Source organism: Paenibacillus nuruki (genome assembly GCF_001721045.1).
In the GTDB taxonomy this organism is placed as follows: domain Bacteria; phylum Bacillota; class Bacilli; order Paenibacillales; family Paenibacillaceae; genus Saccharibacillus; species Saccharibacillus nuruki.
The window spans coordinates 20,008-43,113 of sequence record NZ_MDER01000070.1 but is presented as its reverse complement, the minus strand read 5'-3'; the positions used below and the strand labels follow the sequence as shown (position 1 = coordinate 43,113).

The following is a 23,106-nucleotide window of genomic DNA, read 5'->3' as shown; positions in this document are numbered from 1 at the left end:
ATCAGTCCCCTTTCCGATTAATGACTAAATTTTGAACTAACAAAATAATCGCTGTAAATAGAAGTAATACCACACTCATCGCTGAAGCTAACCCATAATTGTTAAATTGGAAAGCAGTCTCGATCGTTTTGAATAAGAACGTTTCACTCGCTCCAGCAGGGCCGCCTTTGGTTAAAACAAACGGTAAATCGAACACAGCCAACGCACCACTAAGCGTTAGGAACATATTTAACGAGATGATAGGGGTTAGATTAGGAATCGTAAGTGACCATAACATCTGAAAACGACTGGCTCCATCAATTTTAGCGGCTTCATACATATCACCCGGAATCGATTGTAAAGCTCCTAGATAAATGACCATATTGTAGCCCATAAAGCGCCAGAAGCCGATCGAAGCCAGTGCATAGTTAACTAGCGAAGCATTACCGAGCCAACTTTGTTGCCATGACTCTAATCCAACAAGCCCTAGCAATCCATTCAACGATCCATTAGTGGTATCGAAGACATACTGGAACATAAATGCAACTGCAACGGCATTCATAATAAAAGGAAGAAACAACATCACTCTAAAAAAATTACGTCCCCGCAATTTGGAATTCAAAATAACAGCAAATACAATCGCTACGATATTTTGAATAATACCAATCAGTACATATGGAATCTGATGTAGAAAAACACCAAACAAATCTGGATTGGTAAAAATCTCAATATAGTTCCCTAGCCCAAGCCACTCTTTAACCGGACTAATACCATCCCAACTGGTAAAGCTCAAGTACACTAATCGCATCGCTGGATAATACGTAAATAGCGCTAACAATGCCAAAGGGATCAACAAAAACGATATTAAAATGAATTTGCGTTGTAACGGATATGAAATATGACTCATCGTTCCACTTCATTCCCTTTCTATAACAGCTTCATAGAGCAAAGTAGACTCGTTTACAGATCGATGCTACTTTGCTTCTATTTAGTTCAACTTTTAATTTGGATTTAGTTACCTAGTGATTTTTTGGCATTTGCCCAGGCTGCGTTGTATTTATCAATAATCGTTTGTGGGTCTGAAGCTAGCACAAATTCTTGTACAAAAGCTTCTTTGGTGATCTGCGCTTTATTCACAATTGCTGTCACTTTAGGATCATCAGATACAGCTTCAAGATACTTCGGTTTGAAGCTATTAAATTCTGTTAATTGAGTAACCGCCGGCTTTTTATCTTTGAGAACTGGAATAAATCCTGCAAAATCATCAAATCCTGAATCTTCCAACATCCATTTTACAAAAGCTTTAGCTGTTGCCGGATGCTCACTGTTTTTGTTTACTCCATAAGCCCAGTCTGGTGCTAATGTCACATTGTGTTTGTCAGAATTATCATAAGGGAATGGAAAGTATCCGATGTTAGCTGAATCTGTTCCACTTTCAATCACTTGCGGAATCGCCCAGTTGCCGATTACATACATCGCAAATTTACCACTGGCAATATCTTTTTTGGATTGCTCCCAATTGGTCGAATTAATATCCGGTTCAAGATAGCCTTTCTCATACATATTGCGAATAATGCCCATCGATTGACCATAAGGATTATCCAATTGATAAGGTGCATCACTTTGAAGACGATTGTTATTGAGGTCAGCATCTCCTGCGATAGCAGTCGGAATCTCTGAAGACCACGGATATAATGTCCATTGATCTTTAAAATTAGAAGCAAGTGCTACTTTACCGGCTGCTTTCAGCTTATCTGCTGCTGCATAAAATTCATCTAACGTTTGTGGCACTGTAGTAATCCCTGCATCGGCAAAAGCTTTTTTGTTGTACAAAATACCTGTTGTCGTAGCACCAACTGAAATGCCATACACTTTGTTTTCAAATGACTTGTAATCTTTAAAATAGATACGATCATTCAATCCTAGATCATCTAACGGTGCAAAATATTTAGGAAGATCAGAATTAGGGATGGTCGGAATTAACACTACATCTGGAAATTCACCTGAACCTACACGAATCTTAGTCGTTTTATCCAAATCGGTAACCGCTTCAAATTCGACATGAGCATCTGGATACTTTTCATTAAAGCGTTTAGCATAATCATCGTATTTCTCACCGATCATATCTGTACGATTCGTTAAAAAAGTGATCGTGCCACTAATCTCATTCTTGTCGGCGGATTGACTTTCTGTTTTACCACAAGCGGTGATGAATACAGATAATATGACAAGGAGTACAACAGGTAAGTATACTTTTTTCACTTTGAATCCCCCTAATATTGATATCGCTTACATCCAAACATTAACATATTTAAATTTTTATTTCAACAAAATAATTATATTTTATTCAACTTTATAAAAATTGTTGAAATAATTCAATTGTAAACATAGCAAAAAGACACCTTCTACACATGATGTGCTGGATAGGTGTCTTTAACATGTAGCTATTCAATGGGTGATAATGATATCCAATTATTCTTTTGATTGCTTTGGTGCTGTAATTGATGCTCGTTCAATCAATTGAGTAGACATTAGTATATGTTCAGGAGTCACATCAGGATTTTCAATACGTCGCATCAACATTTGTACTGCTCGCATTCCAATATCATTTTTAGGCACGCGAATTGTAGTTAGCTTAGGATTCATCAGCTCGGTTAATGTCAAATCATCAAACCCGATAATAGATACATCTTCCGGGCAACGAATATCCCATTTTGATAACAGACTAAGTGTCTCTAACGCTACTACATCATTTCCACAAAATAGTGCTGTTAATGCTTGATCAGATGTTGTGTGCGTTTTCAAATGTTCTGAGAATTCACCAGTGATATACATTCCTGTACCACTTACACCGATCCCAGCAATAAAGGTAGCTTGTATATCATCAGTATTCTTTTCGTTAAAATCACGAATAGCTTCACGAAATCCCCGGCTACGTTCACGAAAGCTCCATGAAGCATCAGGATCACCAACAAACCCTATGTTACGATGACCTTGCGCAAATAAATGATTAGTCGCTTGATAGGCACCCAAAAAATTATTCGCCAGAATATGATCAATCGAAGGATCTAACAAATTCGCATCTAACATCACAAAAGGAAAATGGATCGAACGTAACATTTCAATATAATTATCCGGTAAATGCCCCATTACGATAGCGCCATCGGCTTTGCGGTCATAGATGCTTGACGGCAATCCTTCTTTGGGAAACAAACTAATATCTATCGTCGATAAAATCATACTAAACTGATGATTGGTCAACTCAGCTTCGACGCCTTGCATCACTTTACCCCAGTATTCAATATCATCAAGATACGCTCTAGGCATTAACACTACAATATTACCTGTTTGAGCATCTCCAACTTTTTTGCGAACAGGCTTGATCCGATAACCCATTTCTTCTGCGGTCTGCCATATCTTTTCCCGTGTGCCTTCATTAACAGCCGGATCATTAGATAACGCTTTGGAGACAAGCGCTTTAGATACTTTTAATTCATCTGCAATCACTTGCAGTGTAATTTTTTTCATGGAGCTTATAATCCCCCTTTATGTATCGTTTATCTGTGTTATGAATTCACTTGCTTTAACAATAAAGCTTTATTCAACAAATTTCAACTCTATTCCTCTACGATGTAAGAACAAAAAAATCCAGACGATAGCTAAGAAATCTCTCTTAGACTACAGTTTGGATTTTTCATCTTGACTGTGTTAGTTACGCCTTACTGATATAATCCTGAATCTTACTTAGTAATGCCTAGACTGTATGTTACTTTAACTTCGGTAATTCATCACGTGTGATCACATTAGAAGCATTATAGACGGTTTGAATTTGTGCATTTGTATTTTTTTCAAAGGTGAGTTCTGCCCAACTCATCGCAAATGCCCACTTGGGCTGAGCCGCTAACTGGCTCGGAGTCGGTAATACATCACATTCACCAATAGCAATCGGTTTGCCATTGGCTACACTCAAAGCGGTATTGTATTTCTGCGTTGTAAATCCATCTGGATTGTATACATCTAACGCAAAGATATCCCAATAAGCACTACCCGGATTATATACATTCCAATTCAGATCCAAGTCTTGCATATCCCATACCCAGACCAGATTAGTCAATCCTTTAGTTTTAACTAGATAATCATGTGTTAAGCGATACAATTCAGCTGTACCTGTACTTCCCGGACGACCTGCCCACCAGAATACTCCTTGATTCATTTCGTGAAATGGACGGAATAAGACAGTCACGTTATTATCTTCTAAATATTGAAGGTATTGAGCATAGTTATCTAAGCGAGCTTTCCACGCTTTGTTTAACGTACCTCCATTAGTCGTTAAGTCTTTCCACTGTGTATCACTAAGATGACTGACTACGCCGCCTTCCCAATTGCCTGCATCTGCTTGTGTAGGAGGTGTAACATGCATCATCACCTGAACGATTGCTCCGTTATCCCACTGCTTTTTGGCTTCATAGATCATATTCCAACGATTATTGACATCATTTGCTGAAAATAATAAATCACCACTCCACAGCCCTGGATATTTACCTGTAATGCTTTTTATTTTCTCAGTTTGTACAGCAGGTGTAGCATTCGGTTCACGATTGTGCATGCCGATCACTGTCTGCTTGCCACTGATACTTTTAATATAATCAAGGACTCCGGTAGAAGCTTGTGTACCACTACCGTATATTTCAAATTCGTATAAAGAGTATCCATACGTTGTAGCTCGTTGAAAAGCATACATTTTCACATATCTAGCTGTAGTCGATGGAAATGTAATCGTGTTGATTCCACCAGTGTTACTATAATTCGAATAGACCGTAGTCCAGTTTATATTATCGGTAGACGTCTGAATTTGGAATTGCTTCGCATACGCAGCTTCCCAACGTAAAATAACACTTGATACCGATTGAACCGCTCCCAAATCAACAATATAATATTGTTGGTCTGCGTTGGTAGATGCCCAGCGTGTAGAAGTATTACCATCTACAGCATTAGAGGCTATATTGCCACTGGCTTCAGTCGAAGAAACCGTCACTTGTTTTCCTCGTGCCAGATTCACACCTGCTGCTTCCACCTTAGATGACGAAGAAAACGATACACTTCCAAACACCAAACTGAACATCACTAGAACGATTAACAAAGTACGACTCTTTTTCACCATCATATTGCCTCCTCTATCAAGTTCAGTGTTTTCTATCTACTCCTACCCTGTAATTCATCTTGTATAGCATACATTTACAATTGTATACGGTGCTAAAAAGCATTTTATAGAGTAGTCTATCACCTCCTTCAATATTTCAAATAATATAATTATACTTTTATTTAAATTTTAAATTTTGTTTAATATACATATATTACATAATTTGAAAATAAAAATATATAGCTTTTCACAAATTAAAAAAAAGAATTATAAACAAAACAGACTATCCTTGATCATGGATAGTCTTCTTTGCACATATATTCAGCTATTTTAAATGCTGTATAAGCAACAACAAGGCATTGATCACTTTGATAAAAGTAACTTGAGGTAGAAGGTTCAATCTTTCTGTATTTCTATTTTTATATACTTCTCATCTTTAATCTTCACCATCTTTTTTAAACAGCTCAAGAAGCGCTAGGAATGCTTTTATAGACGATTCAATTATAAATACGATTACTTATATAAAACGTATACAAACATAACTAAAAACCGATTCTAGAAGCTGTAACCGAGACTGCGGTATGACTGGATTGAACCTGATTATGTCTATAAAACAAAAAGAGCGCTTCTACCGTTATACAACGGTGAAGCGCTCTTTTATCTGTACATCTCATAATGCCGAGAACCGGAATCGAACCGGTACGGTAGTCACCTACCGCAGGATTTTAAGTCCTGTGCGTCTGCCAGTTCCGCCACCCCGGCACATTAACCCTTAAGGGTTATACATGTGCTGCTCTTCTTTATGTACTACGTGTATAGCTTTTACTTATATCAAAAATATAAGTATGCCGAGGACCGGAATCGAACCGGTACGGTAGTCACCTACCGCAGGATTTTAAGTCCTGTGCGTCTGCCAGTTCCGCCACCCCGGCAAATGATGAGATGAATAAATTCACCTTCATACTCATTGCCTCAATCACTAGCAGTGATTGTTTCGCCAACATTTAAGATCATACCATGCTAAATATATAACTGTCAACACTTTAGATTGGATTTTATTTTTAGCTGATCAAATCGTCGATTTTCAAGAGACAATATCTATATTTTCCAAAGAAATAAATTGAGATAATCGTAAGTTAAAGCGAATCGAAGTGCCTTGCTCTCCACTATTGATTTCAAATTCACCTTTGAGTAAATGGATCAATTTTCTACTTATTGCAAGGTTAAGCCCTATACTACCGTACTGCTGATACCATGACATATCGTTAACTTCATTAAGCGAATCAAATAATTGCTCTAATGTTTTGTTATCCATAATCATGCGCGAATTATGAATAGAAACATCCAAAAATACACTGTTATCTAAAGCATGAATCACAGTAGAGATAGATAATGTTAATTGTCCCACAGAGTTGTAACGTAAAGCATTAAGTGTATTAATCAATGTTTGTCTTAGTCGTAAAGCATCACCATAGATTAACGGCAATATATTCTCAGCCGTATCGACTTTTACAATAATAGGATTCTCTTCTAAAGGGGTCTCTAGTAACGTAACCACTTCATGAATGGTATGCATCAGATCAAAAGGTTCTTGATCAATCTCTGTTGCTCCTTCTTCCATATGACTAAAGCTTAAAATGTCTTCTACTAATGTCAGCATCGATTGATTACTGGACTCAATAATATCCATATAGACCTGTTGTTGTGGATCGATTTCCGAGTCCATCATCAGATCCGCTACGCCTACAATATTTGTCATTGGTGTACGAATTTCATGCCCCATGATCGCTAGAAGATTACGATTAACTTGTGCAGACTTTTCTGCTTTGAGGCGTGCTTGCTCAAGTTCTATTTCTTTGTGCTTTAGATCTGTAACTATTCGTTCCAACTCTACGACGTATGCCAAGAAAATAGTCATCGTTTCTAACGTTTGGATATCTGCTTCACTAAATTTATACGTATCACGGTCTAGCGCACAGATCGTTCCATAAATACTACCATCTCGCAAACGTACCGGTAATCCTATAAAAGAACCTCCACCAATAGAACTTGTTACTTCCATATTGCGTGTCAATTCGTCTTCATTGGTATTTTCGATAATTAAAGGCATCGTCTTATTCTCATTATTGATCACAAGACTGCAATAACTTAATTCTAAAGGAAGTACACTACCCTGCTCTACTAATTGTTCATCACGATTATAAGCTCTCATAATGACATTGTTTAAGCCATCATTACTGGCAATAAAAATAGTATTGATATGGATAAGTCCACCGATTATTTTAATAATGTGGTCTGCTGCCTCGCCCACATTTTGATATAAAATGGTATTGATTGAAGAGGTATTCATTGTGAACTTCACCATCTTTCATTAAGAAAATTGCAAGTATAGTTCTATATACCCAATTTATACTTAAGTTTATTATATATTAAATTTTAAATAAAGTATTGTGAATTTTTGTACTTTTTTAGCATAAGACATATGTTTTAATAAACATATAAAGATAGAGAGAATCTAAAGATGTGATTCATCTTGCTCTACAATGGTTTATTTCGATAACATAGCCTTTATATTGATGTGAGAACATATTGCATATCTGTTATGTCGAAAATAGCAAGATAGACGAAAGGGTGACTTCTAATGAGTAAACCAGATGAGTATAAAAACCATGAGGAACGCGGCGCAGGTGTAGATCCTATACCAGATCCAGATTCTAATAAAGATCATTCTGCAGAAAATTTGCTTAAGGAAGCAGTGAGTGAATCTGTAGATAAAGTGAAAGAAGATTTCAGTAAAGATTCCAAAAAAGATTCTTCTACTGATCATTCTGATCATAAATAAAAATAATTCTGATTCTTTTGAACTACTTGGTCAGTGATAAAGCTTGGAGGTTATACGCTATGAAATTTATTCTAATTGTTGTTATTGTTGTACTTTTAGTGATGCTGTTTATGCGACGCAGAAAACGGTAAATATAGCTACTTATACAAAAAGACCCTTACAGATGTAAGGGTCTTTTTCTAATGGGCCCAGAGGGACTCGAACCCCCGACCAACCGGTTATGAGCCGGTAGCTCTAACCAACTGAGCTATAGGCCCGCATCTCCAAAAGAACGATTTCTATTGGAAAGTAATATAAACAGCGACTCAATTAATATACCGTATTTCACCATTTCACGTCAAGTAAATTTTCTGGATACTGTATACATCCATGTCATATACCTTATCATTATCACGTTCTTATTTTACAAAATATGTAGCATGTGTATTAAAGATCAGGGCATACACCATGATGTATACCCTGATACTCATCAATTCATTAATGAATTATATTTAGCATTGAGTTACCTATTGATTAAGAATAGCTTATTTACCAAAAGCAGATGGATTTTCACGCCATGAACGTAGCAATTCTAAATCTTCTGCTGGAATTTTGCCTAATTCTACCGCTTTGTCGATCAAGGCTGTATAGTTGGAAAGCGTTTGTAATGGAAGATTCGCTTCTGCAAAAGCATGTGTAGCTTTATCCAACTGGTAACTAAAGATAGCCAGTACTGCTAATGGATCTGCTCCTGCTTCGCGCACTGCTTCAGCAGCTTTAATTGAACTACCTCCTGTTGAAATCAAATCTTCGATAACAATCACTTTCTGACCTGATTGAATTAACCCTTCGATCTGATTGTGTTTGCCATGTCCTTTGGCTTTGTCCCGAATATAAGCCATCGGCAAATCTAACTTCTGTGCTACCCATGCTGCATGAGGAATACCTGCTGTAGCTGTTCCTGCAATCACTTCAGTATCTGGATATTGTTCACGAATGATCATAGCAAACGCATCTGCAATCTGATCGCGTATGTATGGATATGACATCGTCAGACGATTATCACAATAGATAGGTGATTGGATGCCTGATGTCCATGTAAAAGGCTCCTGTGGACTTAAAGCGACCGCTTCAATCTGTAATAATGCAGATGCAATGTGTGCTGGAATCTCTTCAATTGTTAACATGTACACTCATCTCCTCTATAATCTGTTGTGTAGCTTCTCTAGGATCATTTGCTCCTGTAATCGGACGACCGACTACCAAGTAATGACTACCGCCTGCTATCGCTTCTCCTGGTGTCAATATACGCTTCTGATCACCTAGATCACTGCCTGCTGGACGCACACCTGGCGTGACTGTAGCAAATGATGTCCCACATGCTTGTTGAATCATAGACACTTCTAATGGAGAGCATACTACCCCACCTAATCCACTTTGCTGTGCTAAGCGTGCATAATGAACCACAGCTTCTTCTACCGTTCCTTGAATACCAATTTCTTGATTCATCACTTGCTGGGATGTACTGGTTAACTGGGTCACAGCGATCAGTAAAGGGCGTGCTAAGTTAGAATCTGTAGCTAACGCAGATTCCATACCTTCTACTGCTGCTTTCATCATCTGTACACCACCTGCTGCATGCACATTAAATATATCTACGCCCAGTCTGGTGATGCTGTTTGCTCCACCTTTAACAGTATTCGGAATATCATGCATTTTCAAATCCAGAAATACAGAATATCCTTTTGCTTTGAGTTCACGTACAAAATCAGGACCTGCACTATAAAATAATTGCATCCCTACTTTGATCGTACATGGAATGCCTTGAAGATGTTCGATCAATACTCGTGCTTCTTCTACATTAGGATAATCGAGCGCTACAATCAAACGCTTCGCAATTGCTTGAGATATGGAATGTGTCAACTGGCTATACCTCCTTGATGATCGAATTCTTTATTTCAGATCCGTACCTAAAGTTCAATTATATGCACACAAATGACGGCGGACACGAGAATGATCCGCCGTACTTTAATTGTGTGATCGGGGTCGCTGGTATTAGCTTAAAATCGTTTCTTGATCTTCTAATTGACCAACAACAACATTGTTAATGACTTCATCTTTTTTGCCTGCATGTACAGTGTTAGTCAATGACGGCATCGCGTAAGAAGAGAAGTTGATCGTATCTAGCATCGTGAGTAGTGCTTCAACAGTATCCAGTGAGGTCATACATACCACACCATTTTCAACCGCTTCACGGCGGATACGGAATCCGTCACGAGCAGGTGTTTTGCCTTTAGTAAAGGTATTTACAACGAAGTGTGCTTGTCCACTGCGGATAAGATCCAGAATGTTCGGCACGCCTTCTGTTAGCTTATGAATAACAGTAACTTTGATCCCTGCTTCTTCTAGTGCTTTTGCTGTACCGCTTGTCGCAATAATTTTGTAGCCTAGACGATAGAATCCTTTAAGCAAACGAACCGCTTCTGGCTTGTCTTTGTCTGCTACTGTAGCAATCAAAGCACCAGTGGCTGGTATTTTCATACCTGCTCCAATCAATCCTTTATACAGAGCTTTCGCATAAAGTAGATCGCGTCCCATAACTTCACCTGTTGATTTCATTTCAGGGCCTAATGTAGGTTCTACACGACGTAATTTGGCAAAAGAGAACACAGGTACTTTTACCGAGATATATTCGCTTTCTTTCCACAATCCTTCGCTATATCCCAAGTCTTTAAGCTTAATGCCTAGAATTGCTTGTGTCGCAATTTTCGCCATCGGAATATCAGTTACTTTACTCAAGAATGGCACTGTGCGTGAAGAACGTGGATTCACTTCAATCACGTAGACTTCATTTTTGAAAATAACGAATTGGATATTCACCAAGCCGACTGTCTTAAGCTCTTTGGCTGTACGAATAGTGATATCGACTACTTTCTGCTTCAGTTCTTCAGACAGATGTTGCGGAGGGTACACAGCGATTGAGTCACCGGAGTGAACTCCTGCACGCTCGATATGTTCCATGATTCCCGGTACAACAACGGTTTCTCCATCACAGATCGCATCTACTTCAACTTCTTTACCTAGCATGTAACGGTCAATCAATACCGGATGTTCTGGATTCACTTTAACTGCTTCTGCCATATACAGTAATAGCTCTTCATCAGAGTAGACAATTTCCATTGCACGTCCACCCAGTACATAAGAAGGACGAACCAAGACTGGATAGCCTAATTTCTGTGCTGTTTCTACTGCTTCATCTATCGATAACACGGTGCTACCTTCAGGTTGAGCAATATTCAAGCGAGAAAGTAAAGCTTCGAACTTTTTACGATCTTCTGCTTCATCAATACTTTCTAAGCTTGTTCCTAGAATTTTAACGCCTGCTTTGCTTAATGGTGCTGCAAGGTTAATCGCTGTTTGTCCACCGAACTGTACGATCACCCCGATTGGATTTTCCTGTTCGATAACATTCATGACATCTTCAAAGAATAACGGCTCAAAGTACAGTCGATCTGAAGTGTTGAAATCTGTTGAAACAGTCTCTGGATTGTTGTTGATAATAACCGCTTCATAACCAGATTCTTGAATTGCCCAGACAGCATGTACAGTTGAATAATCGAACTCTATCCCTTGACCGATACGGATCGGACCCGAACCTAGAACAACGATTTTTTCTTTCGCACTTGGAATCACTTCATTTTCAGTCTCAAATGTTGAGTAGTAGTACGGTGTAGTCGCTTCAAATTCTGCTGCACAAGTATCTACCATTTTGAACACAGGCATCATGTTATTTTCTTTACGATATGCACGAATACTATGCTCGTTATTCATAGGATCTTCTGGATGATTGATATTGCGTAGTTCAGCAATCGAGCGATCTGTAAATCCAAGACGCTTCGCCATATATAATGTATCATCGCTTAGTGTATCTTCTGAAGAAATTACAGATTCATAAGCGACAATACGTTCGATTTTATCTAAGAACCACCAGTCAATATTGGTGAGTTGTTGAATTTGTTCTAAGCTATAACCACGACGGAATGCTTCTGCGACTAAGAAAAGACGCTCATCATCTGCTTTGGCTAGACGTTCATCTAATACGCTATCTTCGATATGTTCTGCATCTTTTAAGTGGATACGATGAACACCGATTTCAAGTGAACGGACTGCTTTGTGAATCGCTTCTTCAAATGTACGTCCAATTGCCATCACTTCGCCTGTTGCTTTCATCTGTGTACCTAGCTTACGGTTAGCACTGATAAATTTATCGAAAGGCCAGCGTGGAATTTTAGCTACAATATAATCTAATGTTGGTTCGAAGCAAGCGTACGTTTGTCCTGTTACAGGATTCACGATTTCATCCAATGTGTATCCCATTGCGATCTTCGCTGCCATTTTCGCAATCGGATAGCCTGTTGCTTTGGAAGCAAGTGCAGATGAACGACTTACCCGTGGATTTACTTCGATGACATAGTATTGATAACTTTGTGGATCAAGAGCGAACTGTACGTTACATCCACCTTCGATATTCAGTGCACGGATAATTTTGAGAGAAGCAGAGCGTAACATCTGATATTCACGATCAGAAAGCGTCTGGCTCGGTGCAACAACGATACTATCGCCTGTATGAACACCTACTGGATCAAAGTTCTCCATGTTGCAGACAACGATACAGTTATCATTAGCATCACGCATAACTTCATACTCGACTTCTTTCATACCTGCAATACTTTTCTCTACCAGACATTGTCCGATCGGGCTATAACGAATACCAGCTTGTACCGTTTCGCGTAATTCTTCTTCATCAACACAGATACCACCACCTGTACCGCCCAATGTATAAGCAGGGCGTACAATGATTGGATATCCGATCTCATTTGCAAATACTAGCGACTCTTCAAGGGTGGTTACAATAACACTTTCAGGAACCGGTTGATCCAACTCGCGCATCAAGTCGCGGAACAGATCACGATCTTCCGCTTTTTCAATCGATTCTAATTGTGTACCTAGTAATTTAACATTTTCGCTTTCTAGTACACCTGCACGTGCTAATTCTACAGCCATATTCAAGCCTGTTTGTCCACCCAGTGTAGGCAGTAGACCATCAGGACGTTCTTGACGGATAATTTGAGTGACAAATTCAAGCGTGATTGGCTCGATGTATACTTTATCTGCCATATTTGTATCTGTCATGATCGTTGCAGGGTTACTGTTGATGAGTACAACCTCTACCCCTTCTTCTTTCAGTGCCTGACAAGCTTGTGTACCTGCATAGTCAAATTCAGCAGCTTGACCGATAACAATAGGTCCGGAACCAATCACAAGTATTTTTTTGAGTTCATTATTTTTGGGCATATCAGTTAGCTCCTTTCACAGCAGCCATCATTTCGGCTTGACGCGTTTTTTGAGGGTGTTGTTCTTTATACTCACGAATCATCGTTAGAAATTGATCGAATAGATAGCCGTTATCAAAAGGCCCTGGTGCTGCTTCTGGATGATACTGTACTGAAAATGCTGGATACGTCTTATGCTTTAATCCTTCAATTGTTTTATCATTGTTATTGATATGAGTTACTTCAAGTTCTGTTCCTTCGATAGAAGCTTCTTTCACCGTATAACCATGATTTTGCGATGTAATGTAGCAACGACCTGTTTGCAAATCTTTGACAGGATGGTTACCACCACGATGTCCAAATTTCAATTTGTCTGTGTCTGCTCCGCAAGCCAAAGCGAACAATTGATGTCCTAAGCAAATACCGAAGATTGGATATTCGCCAAGTAATTCTTCAATCACTTTAACCGCAGCCGGTACATCTTTCGGATCTCCTGGACCGTTAGATAATTGAATACCATCTGGATGCAGACGGCGAATCTGTTCTGCTGTTGTATCTTGCGGTACAACCACAACATCACAACCACGCTGAGACAGTTCACGTACAATCCCTGTTTTTGCGCCGTAATCGATCAGTACAATACGTTCTTTCGGTCCTGGACTTGTATAAATATGAGAAGTTGAAGTGTGACTTACTTGGTTCGTAGCCGATACGCTACTGTTCAGACGCTCCATCAATTCTTCTGTTGATAATGATCCGCTTGTCAAAATGCCTCGCATTGTTCCTTGATGGCGGATACGACGTGTTAACATGCGTGTATCAATATCACTTATTCCGATAATGCCATGTTCGCGTAGCAACTCATCAATCGTGTATTGAGCACGCCAGTTACTAGGTACAGGCTCATGTCTACGAACAACGAATCCATTAATGTACGGACGAACCGATTCAAAGTCATCACGGTTAATACCATAGTTGCCGATCAGTGGATACGTCATCGTGACGATCTGTCCACAATATGAAGGGTCAGATAGCACCTCTTGGTAACCGGTAATTCCGGTATTAAATACAACTTCTCCAGTTGTTTCGCCTTCTGCTCCGAAACTACGGCCTGTAAATAATGTTCCATCTTCTAATAACAATTTTGCCTGCATCCCGTTTCACTCCTCTATCTATCTTAAAAGTTTGTTATATTAAAATGAATATTTATATCATTTTTTAGTATATTTATGCTTTGGAAGCCGTAGCTTCCTGCGACCACACGACTTGACCGTCTACGATCGTTGTCTGTGGCCAACCTTGTAATGTCCAGTTGGTAAATGGTGTATTTTTTCCTTTTGTAGCAAATGTAGTTGGATCAACCACTTGCTCTGTTTCCAGATCAATCACGGTTAGATCAGCAGGAGCCCCTTGCTCTAAGCGCCCTGTTGGTAAGCGGAATACTTTAGCTGGATCAGATGTCATGCGATCTACAAGCATTTGTAATGACCAGCGTCCTGTTTTTACAAATTTGGTATATAACAATGGAAATGCGGTCTCGAATCCGACGATACCGAAAGGTGCTAATTCCATTCCTTTTGCTTTTTCCTCTTCACTATGAGGAGCATGGTCTGTCACAATAATATCAATCGTTCCATCCTCTAATGCTTGAATACAAGCTTCTACATCACGTGGTGTACGTAGAGGTGGATTCATTTTCCAGTTCGCATCCATACCTGGAATATCTTCATCCGATAAGATCAAATGATGCGGACATACCTCAGCAGTCACTTTGACACCGATCGATTTGGCTAAGCGGATCAAGCGAATTGATTGCTCTGTACTGACATGACACACATGATAATGAACACCTGTAGCTTCAGCCAGTAAAATGTCACGTCCTACATGGATAGCTTCAGACTCATTTGGAATCCCTTTGAGACCATGTTTACGAGCAAATTCGCCTTCACTAACTGATGCTCCAACGACCAGTGAATCATCTTCACAGTGAGCAATGACTGGCATATCCATCGAAGCGGCAAGTGCCATCGCATTTTTCATCATTTGTGCATTTTGTACACCTACACCATCATCGGTGAATCCGATAGCCCCTGCTGCTTTGAGTGCTGTAAAGTCTGTTAATTCTCTGCCTAGCTCATTTAAAGTAATCGCTGCATAAGGAAGTACTTTAACACTGCCTGCTTCTGCTGCTTTGTCCAGTACAAGCTTCACCGTATCCGCATTATCTGTTACCGGGCGTGTATTAGGCATACAAGCAATCGTTGTAAATCCACCTTTTGCCGCTGATGCTGTACCGGTTGCAATTGTTTCTTTGTGTTCAAAACCAGGTTCACGTAAATGAACATGCATATCAATTAATCCTGGTGTAACTAGCTTACCAGATGCATCAATTTCTGTTACTTCTTTACCTGCTCCATATTGGACAAGCAATTCTGCTGCATTTTGATCGCCTGTAAATAAATGTTTAATACTATTATTTTCGATCCATATATGTTTGATTTTCAGTTCGTTATTTCCGTTCAATACATTTGCGTTTTTGATAAAAAGTGTCATTGTTAACCTCCGAAGTTGTATTGTTGATCATCGTAGTGCTTAGTTACGTAAGGCTCTTTCAATCACAGCCATCCGAATCGGTACACCATTTTGCATTTGTGGGAAAATTTTTGATTTAGGACTTTCCACCAGTGCATCATCGATCTCAACATTACGATTGACTGGAGCCGGGTGCATAATAATCGCATGCTTTTTCATCCGGGCAGCTCTTTCTTCGGTCAATCCATATTGTAGGCGATATTCTTCTGCTGACTTGAGCATGCCTACTGCATGGCGTTCAAGTTGCACTCTTAACATCATCACTACATCTGCTTGCAACGCTTCTTCCATACTGATATAAGAAACATCTCCCATATCATCGGCACGCATATTGTTCGGTGCGCAGAAGCTTACTTTGACACCCATTGTCTGCAATGCCCATAGATTCGAGCGAGCGACACGGCTGTGTAAAATATCTCCAACAATTGCTACATGCAGACCCTTTAATTCGCCAAACTCTTGTCGCATAGTATACAGATCAAGCAATCCTTGTGTTGGATGCTCATTGTTACCATCGCCTGCATTAATAAGCGGTACATTTACTTTCTCTGCTAATTCTTGCAACACTCCTGAAGGTTTCAAGCGAATAATTCCTGCATCGATACCCATACTCTCAAGTGTGCGAACTGTGTCGTAGATAGATTCACCTTTTTCAACACTAGAGACTGCCGAAGTAAAGTTAAGTACTTCTGCACCAAGCCTTTTCTCAGCCATTTCGAAAGAGAATCGTGTACGTGTACTATTTTCAAAAAACATATTTGCGACAAAGCGTGATTGCAAAACAGATACTTGTTTCTCTGTATGTGCATCCCAATACGCAGCACGATCAAGTATAGACACTAACTCCGGTTGACTCATACCTTTGAGACCGAGTAGACTGCGTTGTTTCACTGTAGTGTTGGTCATAATCATGCAGTCACCTCACGATGTTGCATAATATTCACTTGATCACTACCATCGATTTCGCTAAGTCGTACTTCAATCTCTTCTAATTTAGAAGTCGGTACATTTTTGCCAATGTAATCCGGGCGAATCGGAAGTTCACGATGTCCACGATCTGCCAGTACAGCCAGTTGAATCATTTCAGGTCGTCCACAATCCATTAGTGCATCCATTGCCGCTCTAATTGTTCTACCTGTGTAAAGTACATCATCGAACAAAATAATTTTTTTGTTGCGAATGCTTAGATTCGCTGGTGTAAGCATTGTGCTACTATTGATATCTGTAGGACGTCCATTGTCTTGGTCATCACGATATCCTGTAATATCTAGCTCTCCACAAGGAACAGGTTTGCCTTCAATTTCTTGAATACGCTCTGCAATCCGTTGTGCCAGGTAAATACCACGTGTACGAATACCGACCAGAATACAATCTTCAATCCCTTTATTTTTCTCCAAAATCTCATGTGCAATACGTGTAAGTGCGCGGCGGATTGCTGTCTCATCCATGATAATGCGAGTCTCTGTATTCATTATCGTTAGCCTCCTCAGGTTGTGTACACCCTGGGCCCCGTGGTCAACATCATAACGCGTGTCTGGTCATACTTGATTTCCTGACTAGATTGCACGTTCTAAGACAGGGTATAAAAAAGACTCCCTGCCCTAAAACGGCAAGGAGTCTGTAGTCATAGACACACGTCATGACAGTCATACTCAGACGCACTGTAGTATGCACCACTCCACACAGAGGGTGTCCTACAGTGAACATCGTTCACGTTACCTTGCCAGTCTCACGGGACTGAATTAAAGGTGCTTATTCATCTGAAATGAATTATGACAGAAACTTGAGTCACTGTCAACCGCACAACTTACCGTGGGATGATGAAGAAATCATTATATAGTTGTAAAAGGATTATCACACTTCGTTTTAATAATCATAATTATACAATATATACGAATAAATATCCACAATTATAAGTAAAAATATCATTTTAATCGATTTTTATTCATTATTTATTCATGATGATCCATTACAATGTTCTATTGAATTAGTTGTCGATAGGATGTAGACATAAAAAAGAAGCCATTCTAGTGATAGAATGACTTCTTTGACTTATTCATGGCTTAACGATTACGTAGTGAAAACAACACTTGTTCAAGATCATCAGGGATCGGTGCTTGGAATTCTAAATATTCACCTGTTGTAGGATGAACAAACCCAAGTACTGCTGCATGTAATGCTTGCCCATCCAGTGTGGATGTCTTGGCTCTTACACGTCCATACATCGGATCTGCCACTAGCGGATGATCGATAAATTTCATATGCACACGAATTTGATGTGTACGTCCTGTCTCAAGGCGAAGTTCGACTAATGTAAAATCACCAAAACGCTCTGTCACTACAAAATGGGTCACTGCATGCTTGCTGTTCTTCTCCGTAACCGTAAACATTTTACGATTCTGTGGAGAACGACCGATCGGTGCATCTATTGTTCCTTGATCATGATCTACATTACCATGAACAAGCGCTATATATTTGCGGGTAACCGTATGATTTTTGAGCTGTTCTGATAATGAAGCATGAGCTTTATCATTTTTGGCAGCCATCAATAATCCTGTTGTATCTTTATCAATACGATGTACGATACCCGGACGCACTTCGCCATTGATCCCTGATAAGTCTTTGCAATGATACATCAAAGCATTAACCAGTGTATCGGAAGAATGACCGACAGCAGGATGGACAACCATACCACGAGGCTTATTAATCACGATTACATCTGAATCTTCATAGACGATCTCAAGCGGAATATCTTGTGCTTCGATTTCTACAGTAGATAGACTTGGCAGTTGAACGATAACCTGTTCATTTTCTATCAATTTATGATTCGCTTTAATAACTTTGCCATCTACAGTCACTAAGCCATCTGTGATCCATTGTTGTACTTGAGAACGTGAGAAACCTTCTGGCAATAAGTCTGTAATGTATTTATCAATACGAGTTTTGGCATCTTCAGCATCGATTGTCCATTCCATCATTTGTCCAGCGTTTACTTCTGTCTCATCATCACCGATTTCTTCAGCATGTTCCAGATCAGGCATATCCTGCTCTACCGACTGTGTATCTTGAACTTCATTTAGCTCTGATTTGTCTTGCTTACTCACTAAACATTCTCCTCTTCATGACCGACAGCTTGTTTCTTCTGACGGCTCATATCCAGCAGTGCGTCTATAATAATCAATGCCACCCCAACCACAATACAAGAATCGGCTACATTGAAAATCGGAAACGTATAACTACCGAAGTTAAATTGTAAAAAGTCTACGACTTCTCCCATACGTGCACGATCAATAAAGTTACCAATTGCTCCACCTAAAACAAGTGACAAAGCAACAGGCAATAATTTATCCGGTTGTGATTTTACTTTTTGGATATACCATATAATCGCAACAACGACTATTAAAGTAACAACGACAAAAAACCAGCGTTGATTTTGCAAAATACCAAAAGCAGCACCTTGATTACGGTGGGAAGTAATCAAAAAGAAATTGCCGATCACTGAAATCTGATCTCCTCGTTCCATCCCAGTAGCGATCCAGTATTTGGTTAACTGATCTACAATAATCGCTATAATTGCAATCACATAATATATCACAATAATCCTCCACCCTATTGATATCTTATCCATGTGCTTCGTCCAATACTACCACTAAACACAGCTTTGTTTATTGTAGCACAGCCTAGAATCAGTCGTCTATTGAGAAGCCTGATAATAAAAAGCATGAGTATCATCTCACTACTCTAAAAGTAGATCAATGATGCTCATGCGTATTGAATGTATAACGTAGCGTGTGATTCGTATAGCTGTTATTTACGAAATACGGATACCTACATTTTGACCCATTAATTCAACTTGTTCCATGCCTTCTTCTCTAGCAAACGATACATCATTAACCAATACATTTTCACGAAGGACATGATCAAATGTTTGGATCGCTTGACGAAGATCATCATTCACAGACAGTGTTAAATTGACATATTTCTCAATAGGTAAATCTAATTTTTTACGATAGTCTTGGACAGCACGTACAATCTCACGTACCCATCCTTCTTGCTCTAGTTCAGGTGTTACATCTGTATTGAGTGCCACTGTTAGACCATAACCAGATGCAGAAGCAAAACCAGACTTCGCTTTTTTCTCAACTAATAGTTCTTCGTTCGTCACTTGTAATTCTTCGCCTTCTGGAGAAAGAATATGCAAGAAGCCATCTTCAACTACTTTACGCGTTTCTTCTACAGCCATGCCTTTGAAGAAGTTTTGCAAGAAACCTACGTTTTTACCGTATTTCTTACCAGCAACTTTAAGATTTAATTTAAGAGTGAAGTCAACAAATCCAGAATCATCGGTCTCCGTATGGATACCTTTGACATTGATCTCATCTTTGATGATCTCTTCATAACTATTCAAATCAAAATCTTTGTCCAATGAAACGATCAGCTCAGATAGCGGTTGACGTGTTTTGAGCCCTGTTTCGTTACGTACATTACGTGCTAATTCAACAATACGACGAGCCGTTTCCATATCACGTTCTAGCTCAAGGTCGATCAGATCTTCATTGGCAACAGGATAGTCATCCATATGCACACTTTCACCACTGCTTAGGTTTAGATAGATATCTTCAGCTAGCATAGGTGTAAATGGTGCAATCAATTTGGCTGTTGTTAATAATACTTCTGTTAATGTGCGGTAAGCATCTAATTTATCTTCAGTTAGACCACTACCCCAGAAACGATCACGCGAACGACGGATATACCAGTTACTGAGTTCATCAACAAAAGCTTCGATCGCTTTGGAAGCATTTAAGAAGTCATTAACAGCTAATCCTTTTTCTACTTGTTTGATTAAACTGTTCAGACGAGATAGAATCCAACGATCCAATTTATGTGCTGACGGTTGGAAAGGATGTTCTGCTGGATCGAATCCATCAATCGTTGCATACAATGTCATAAAGGCATGTGTATTCACAAGAGTATCAACCATTTTAGATTTCGCTTCGCCGACAATACCTTTAGAGAAACGTTTGCTATTCCATGGTGCACTATCGGATAACAATGCCCAACGGAACGCATCTGTTCCATACTCATCAATGACTTCCCACGGATCAATAACATTACCTTTAGACTTGGACATTTTCTGTCCTTGTTCATCCAAGACATGACCTGTCGCCATAACAGCTTTGTAAGGTGCTTTGCCTGTGATTAACGTAGACACTGCTAATAGACTGTAGAACCAACCACGAGTCTGATCGATACCTTCACAGATCATATCTGCCGGGAACTGTTCTTGGAACGTATCTTGATTTTCAAAAGGATAATGTTGTTGAGCAAAAGGCATGGAACCACTATCGAACCATACGTCGATCACTTCAGGTGTACGAATCATTTCATATTGACCACATGAACTGCGTACTTTGATATCATCTACATACGGTTTGTGTAGTTCAATATTTTCAGGAACATCACCAATCGCACGCGCGCGAAGTTCAGCGATACTATGTGGCGCAAATTGTTCACCTGTCTCTGCACAGACCCATACGTTAAGCGGTGTACCCCAGTAACGATCACGACTGATATTCCAGTCTACTAAGTCTTCCAAAAATTTACCAAAGCGTCCATCACGTATATGCCCTGGATACCAATCCACTTCTTTATTGTTAGCGATCAGTTGTTCTTTGACTGCTGTCGTTTGGATAAACCAGCTGTCCATTGCATAGTATAGAAGTGGTGTATCACAACGCCAGCAGAATGGATACGTATGCTCATATTTTTCTTTGCTGAACAAACGATCTTTTTCAGACAACAAACGCACGATATCAATATCACAATCTTTAACAAAACGACCTGCAAAATCAGTTACTTCTGCTACAAATTTACCTTCTAAATCCACCATATTCACAAAGCTGATTCCATTTTCACGGCAGACACGATAATCATCTTCACCATGAGCAGGCGCCATATGAACAATACCTGTACCACTTGCATCGGTAACAAAATCTGCACCTAAAATGATGTTTGCTTTTTCTGCTGTAAAATAGTTAAAAGGTGGCGCATAGGTTTTGCCTACTAATTCTGCACCTTTTAATGTACTAAGCACTTCATATTCGCCTTTACCATCTTTCATCACATCGTCTACCAGATTTTTGGCAACGATATAGACGCTTCCATCTTGACTCACACGTACATAATCCATATCTGGATTAACAGCTAATGCTACGTGAGAAGGCAATGTCCAAGGTGTAGTTGTCCAAGCTAGAATATATTCACCACTATCATCTAATTTGAATTTTGCGGTTGCGCTCAAATCTTTGACATCTTTATATCCTTGAGCCACTTCATGAGAACTTAGTGTCGTCTGACAATCAGGACAATATGGACTTACACGGTGCCCACGATACAATAGACCTTTATCATGAATCGTCGCAAGATTGTTCCACACACTTTCAATATAGTTATTCTCAAGCGTTACATACGGATGATCTAGATCTGTCCAGTACCCAATCGCAGATGTAAGATCACGCCATTGTTGCTCATATTCAAATACACTTGCTTTACACTCTTGAATAAATTTCTCTACACCGTACTCTTCAATCTCAGGTTTGTGAGAGATGCCTAATTTTTTCTGTACACCAAGTTCTACAGGAAGACCATGCGTATCCCAACCTGCTTTACGAACAACACGGTATCCTTTCATCGTCTGGTAACGACCTACAAAATCTTTGATGACACGTCCAAGAACGTGACCGATATGAGGCTTACCGTTAGCTGTTGGTGGACCTTCATAAAAAACAAAGTTAGGTTTGCCTTCGCGATTCTGAATAGAACGTTGGAATGTATTTTCCTCATTCCATTTATTTAAAATCCGTAAATCACGTGTACGTGCTTTTTCTTTGACATCTACTCTTTGCATGATTTTGTCATCCTTCCCCATCTACAGATATTTAATACGTTATAACTATTCATTGTGAAAACATCAAAAAACCCCATCCCAGAAAGGGACGAGGTTGCTCGCGTTACCACCCTTGTTTCACTTCAATCCTTCATCGTACCCACTCAAACGAAAACCAGTTATAGGTACTGTTTTCCTTTGGGTACAAGGCAAAGTGACACCTTAGATCCGCACAAATGATGCGGTGCCTCTGTAACGGTTGGCAATCCGGCTCGGCTTACTGCATTATGGTTCAGCCTCGCTTCTCCAGGGGGATATTCTATCATACGATGTTCATTGGCTTGCACCAACCGCC

General features: G+C 39.5%; 16 protein-coding genes, 3 tRNA genes and 1 other annotated feature (1 of these 20 only partly in view). Of the genes, 1 reads left to right on the top strand and 18 read right to left on the bottom strand.

Translation table 11 applies throughout. The features are described 5' to 3' along the window. Position 1: 1 nt before the first annotated feature. From PTI45_RS18040 to PTI45_RS18010, 7 genes are all read right to left on the bottom strand, one after another. Positions 2-886: a carbohydrate ABC transporter permease gene (locus PTI45_RS18040; RefSeq protein WP_069328974.1), complete on the bottom strand. Its 885-nt coding sequence runs from the start codon at positions 884-886 to the stop codon at positions 2-4. A 104-nt stretch (positions 887-990) separates the two neighbouring features. Continuing rightward, positions 991-2,241 (bottom strand): ABC transporter substrate-binding protein, encoded by a 1,251-nt coding sequence (locus PTI45_RS18035; protein ID WP_069328973.1) that lies wholly within the window; start codon positions 2,239-2,241, stop codon positions 991-993. A gap of 210 nt (positions 2,242-2,451) precedes the next feature. Further along, positions 2,452-3,507, bottom strand: coding sequence for a LacI family DNA-binding transcriptional regulator (locus PTI45_RS18030; protein ID WP_069328972.1), 1,056 nt, complete (start codon positions 3,505-3,507; stop codon positions 2,452-2,454). A 238-nt stretch (positions 3,508-3,745) separates the two neighbouring features. After that, positions 3,746-5,140: a glycosyl hydrolase gene (locus PTI45_RS24405; RefSeq protein WP_217492700.1), complete on the bottom strand. Its 1,395-nt coding sequence runs from the start codon at positions 5,138-5,140 to the stop codon at positions 3,746-3,748. Positions 5,141-5,795: 655 nt separating this feature from the next. Beyond that, positions 5,796-5,881: transfer RNA gene (locus PTI45_RS18020), tRNA-Leu, on the bottom strand. A gap of 84 nt (positions 5,882-5,965) precedes the next feature. Further along, positions 5,966-6,051 (bottom strand) — tRNA-Leu (locus PTI45_RS18015). Between the two features lie 152 nt (positions 6,052-6,203). After that, positions 6,204-7,469 (bottom strand): GAF domain-containing sensor histidine kinase, encoded by a 1,266-nt coding sequence (locus tag PTI45_RS18010; RefSeq protein ID WP_069328971.1) that lies wholly within the window; start codon positions 7,467-7,469, stop codon positions 6,204-6,206. Positions 7,470-7,760: 291 nt separating this feature from the next. On the opposite strand from PTI45_RS18010, the gene PTI45_RS18005 reads away from it, so the two are divergent. Continuing rightward, entirely contained in the window at positions 7,761-7,961 is a 201-nt protein-coding gene (locus PTI45_RS18005; RefSeq protein ID WP_069328970.1) for a hypothetical protein, read from the top strand. 183 nt (positions 7,962-8,144) lie between these two features. On the opposite strand, the gene PTI45_RS18000 is transcribed toward PTI45_RS18005, so the two are convergent. The 11 genes from PTI45_RS18000 to ileS all read right to left on the bottom strand — a co-directional run bounded on the left by PTI45_RS18000 (position 8,145) and on the right by ileS (position 22,772). Further along, a tRNA-Ile gene (locus PTI45_RS18000) sits at positions 8,145-8,218 on the bottom strand. 267 nt (positions 8,219-8,485) lie between these two features. Continuing rightward, positions 8,486-9,127: an orotate phosphoribosyltransferase gene (gene pyrE / locus PTI45_RS17995; protein ID WP_069328969.1), complete on the bottom strand. Its 642-nt coding sequence runs from the start codon at positions 9,125-9,127 to the stop codon at positions 8,486-8,488. Next, positions 9,114-9,863 (bottom strand): orotidine-5'-phosphate decarboxylase, encoded by a 750-nt coding sequence (gene pyrF, locus PTI45_RS17990; RefSeq protein ID WP_069328968.1) that lies wholly within the window; start codon positions 9,861-9,863, stop codon positions 9,114-9,116. Before pyrF ends, pyrE begins: the two co-directional genes overlap by 14 nt. A 132-nt stretch (positions 9,864-9,995) precedes the next feature. Continuing rightward, the gene (gene carB / locus PTI45_RS17985) at positions 9,996-13,295 is read right to left on the bottom strand and encodes a carbamoyl-phosphate synthase large subunit (protein ID WP_069328967.1); all 3,300 of its coding nucleotides are present in this window, start codon (positions 13,293-13,295) and stop codon (positions 9,996-9,998) included. 1 nt (position 13,296) lies between these two features. Then, positions 13,297-14,427: a glutamine-hydrolyzing carbamoyl-phosphate synthase small subunit gene (gene carA, locus PTI45_RS17980; protein WP_069328966.1), complete on the bottom strand. Its 1,131-nt coding sequence runs from the start codon at positions 14,425-14,427 to the stop codon at positions 13,297-13,299. A gap of 73 nt (positions 14,428-14,500) precedes the next feature. Continuing rightward, positions 14,501-15,826: a dihydroorotase gene (locus tag PTI45_RS17975; protein ID WP_069328965.1), complete on the bottom strand. Its 1,326-nt coding sequence runs from the start codon at positions 15,824-15,826 to the stop codon at positions 14,501-14,503. 39 nt (positions 15,827-15,865) lie between these two features. After that, the gene (locus PTI45_RS17970; RefSeq protein ID WP_425415582.1) at positions 15,866-16,771 is read right to left on the bottom strand and encodes an aspartate carbamoyltransferase catalytic subunit; all 906 of its coding nucleotides are present in this window, start codon (positions 16,769-16,771) and stop codon (positions 15,866-15,868) included. A gap of 2 nt (positions 16,772-16,773) precedes the next feature. Continuing rightward, positions 16,774-17,337 carry a bifunctional pyr operon transcriptional regulator/uracil phosphoribosyltransferase PyrR gene (gene pyrR, locus PTI45_RS17965; RefSeq protein ID WP_069328963.1) on the bottom strand — a complete coding sequence of 188 codons (564 nt, stop codon included), beginning with the start codon at positions 17,335-17,337 and terminating at the stop codon, positions 16,774-16,776. Between the two features lie 591 nt (positions 17,338-17,928). Beyond that, positions 17,929-18,843, bottom strand: a complete 915-nt coding sequence (locus tag PTI45_RS17960; protein WP_371748222.1) for an RluA family pseudouridine synthase — start codon at positions 18,841-18,843, stop codon at positions 17,929-17,931. A 125-nt stretch (positions 18,844-18,968) separates the two neighbouring features. Beyond that, positions 18,969-19,460: a signal peptidase II gene (gene lspA / locus PTI45_RS17955; protein ID WP_069328962.1), complete on the bottom strand. Its 492-nt coding sequence runs from the start codon at positions 19,458-19,460 to the stop codon at positions 18,969-18,971. 216 nt (positions 19,461-19,676) lie between these two features. Continuing rightward, positions 19,677-22,772 carry an isoleucine--tRNA ligase gene (ileS, locus tag PTI45_RS17950; protein ID WP_069328961.1) on the bottom strand — a complete coding sequence of 1,032 codons (3,096 nt, stop codon included), beginning with the start codon at positions 22,770-22,772 and terminating at the stop codon, positions 19,677-19,679. Between the two features lie 81 nt (positions 22,773-22,853). Next, positions 22,854-23,106 (bottom strand) — a binding site (T-box leader); it runs 50 nt beyond the window's last position.

Bases quoted from the DNA above. Each gene is read 5' to 3' on its own strand.
- PTI45_RS18040 (WP_069328974.1), bottom strand. From the start codon at position 886: ATGAGTCATATTTCATATCCGTTACAACGCAAATTCATTTTAATATCG.
- PTI45_RS18030 (WP_069328972.1), bottom strand. From the start codon at position 3,507: ATGAAAAAAATTACACTGCAAGTGATTGCAGATGAATTAAAAGTATCT.
- PTI45_RS24405 (WP_217492700.1), bottom strand. From the start codon at position 5,140: ATGGTGAAAAAGAGTCGTACTTTGTTAATCGTTCTAGTGATGTTCAGT.
- PTI45_RS18010 (WP_069328971.1), bottom strand. From the start codon at position 7,469: ATGAATACCTCTTCAATCAATACCATTTTATATCAAAATGTGGGCGAG.
- PTI45_RS18005 (WP_069328970.1), top strand. From the start codon at position 7,761: ATGAGTAAACCAGATGAGTATAAAAACCATGAGGAACGCGGCGCAGGT.
- pyrE (WP_069328969.1), bottom strand. From the start codon at position 9,127: ATGTTAACAATTGAAGAGATTCCAGCACACATTGCATCTGCATTATTA.
- carB (WP_069328967.1), bottom strand. From the start codon at position 13,295: ATGCCCAAAAATAATGAACTCAAAAAAATACTTGTGATTGGTTCCGGA.
- carA (WP_069328966.1), bottom strand. From the start codon at position 14,427: ATGCAGGCAAAATTGTTATTAGAAGATGGAACATTATTTACAGGCCGT.
- PTI45_RS17975 (WP_069328965.1), bottom strand. From the start codon at position 15,826: ATGACACTTTTTATCAAAAACGCAAATGTATTGAACGGAAATAACGAA.
- PTI45_RS17970 (WP_425415582.1), bottom strand. From the start codon at position 16,771: ATGACCAACACTACAGTGAAACAACGCAGTCTACTCGGTCTCAAAGGT.
- pyrR (WP_069328963.1), bottom strand. From the start codon at position 17,337: ATGAATACAGAGACTCGCATTATCATGGATGAGACAGCAATCCGCCGC.
- PTI45_RS17960 (WP_371748222.1), bottom strand. From the start codon at position 18,843: ATGATGGAATGGACAATCGATGCTGAAGATGCCAAAACTCGTATTGAT.
- ileS (WP_069328961.1), bottom strand. From the start codon at position 22,772: ATGCAAAGAGTAGATGTCAAAGAAAAAGCACGTACACGTGATTTACGG.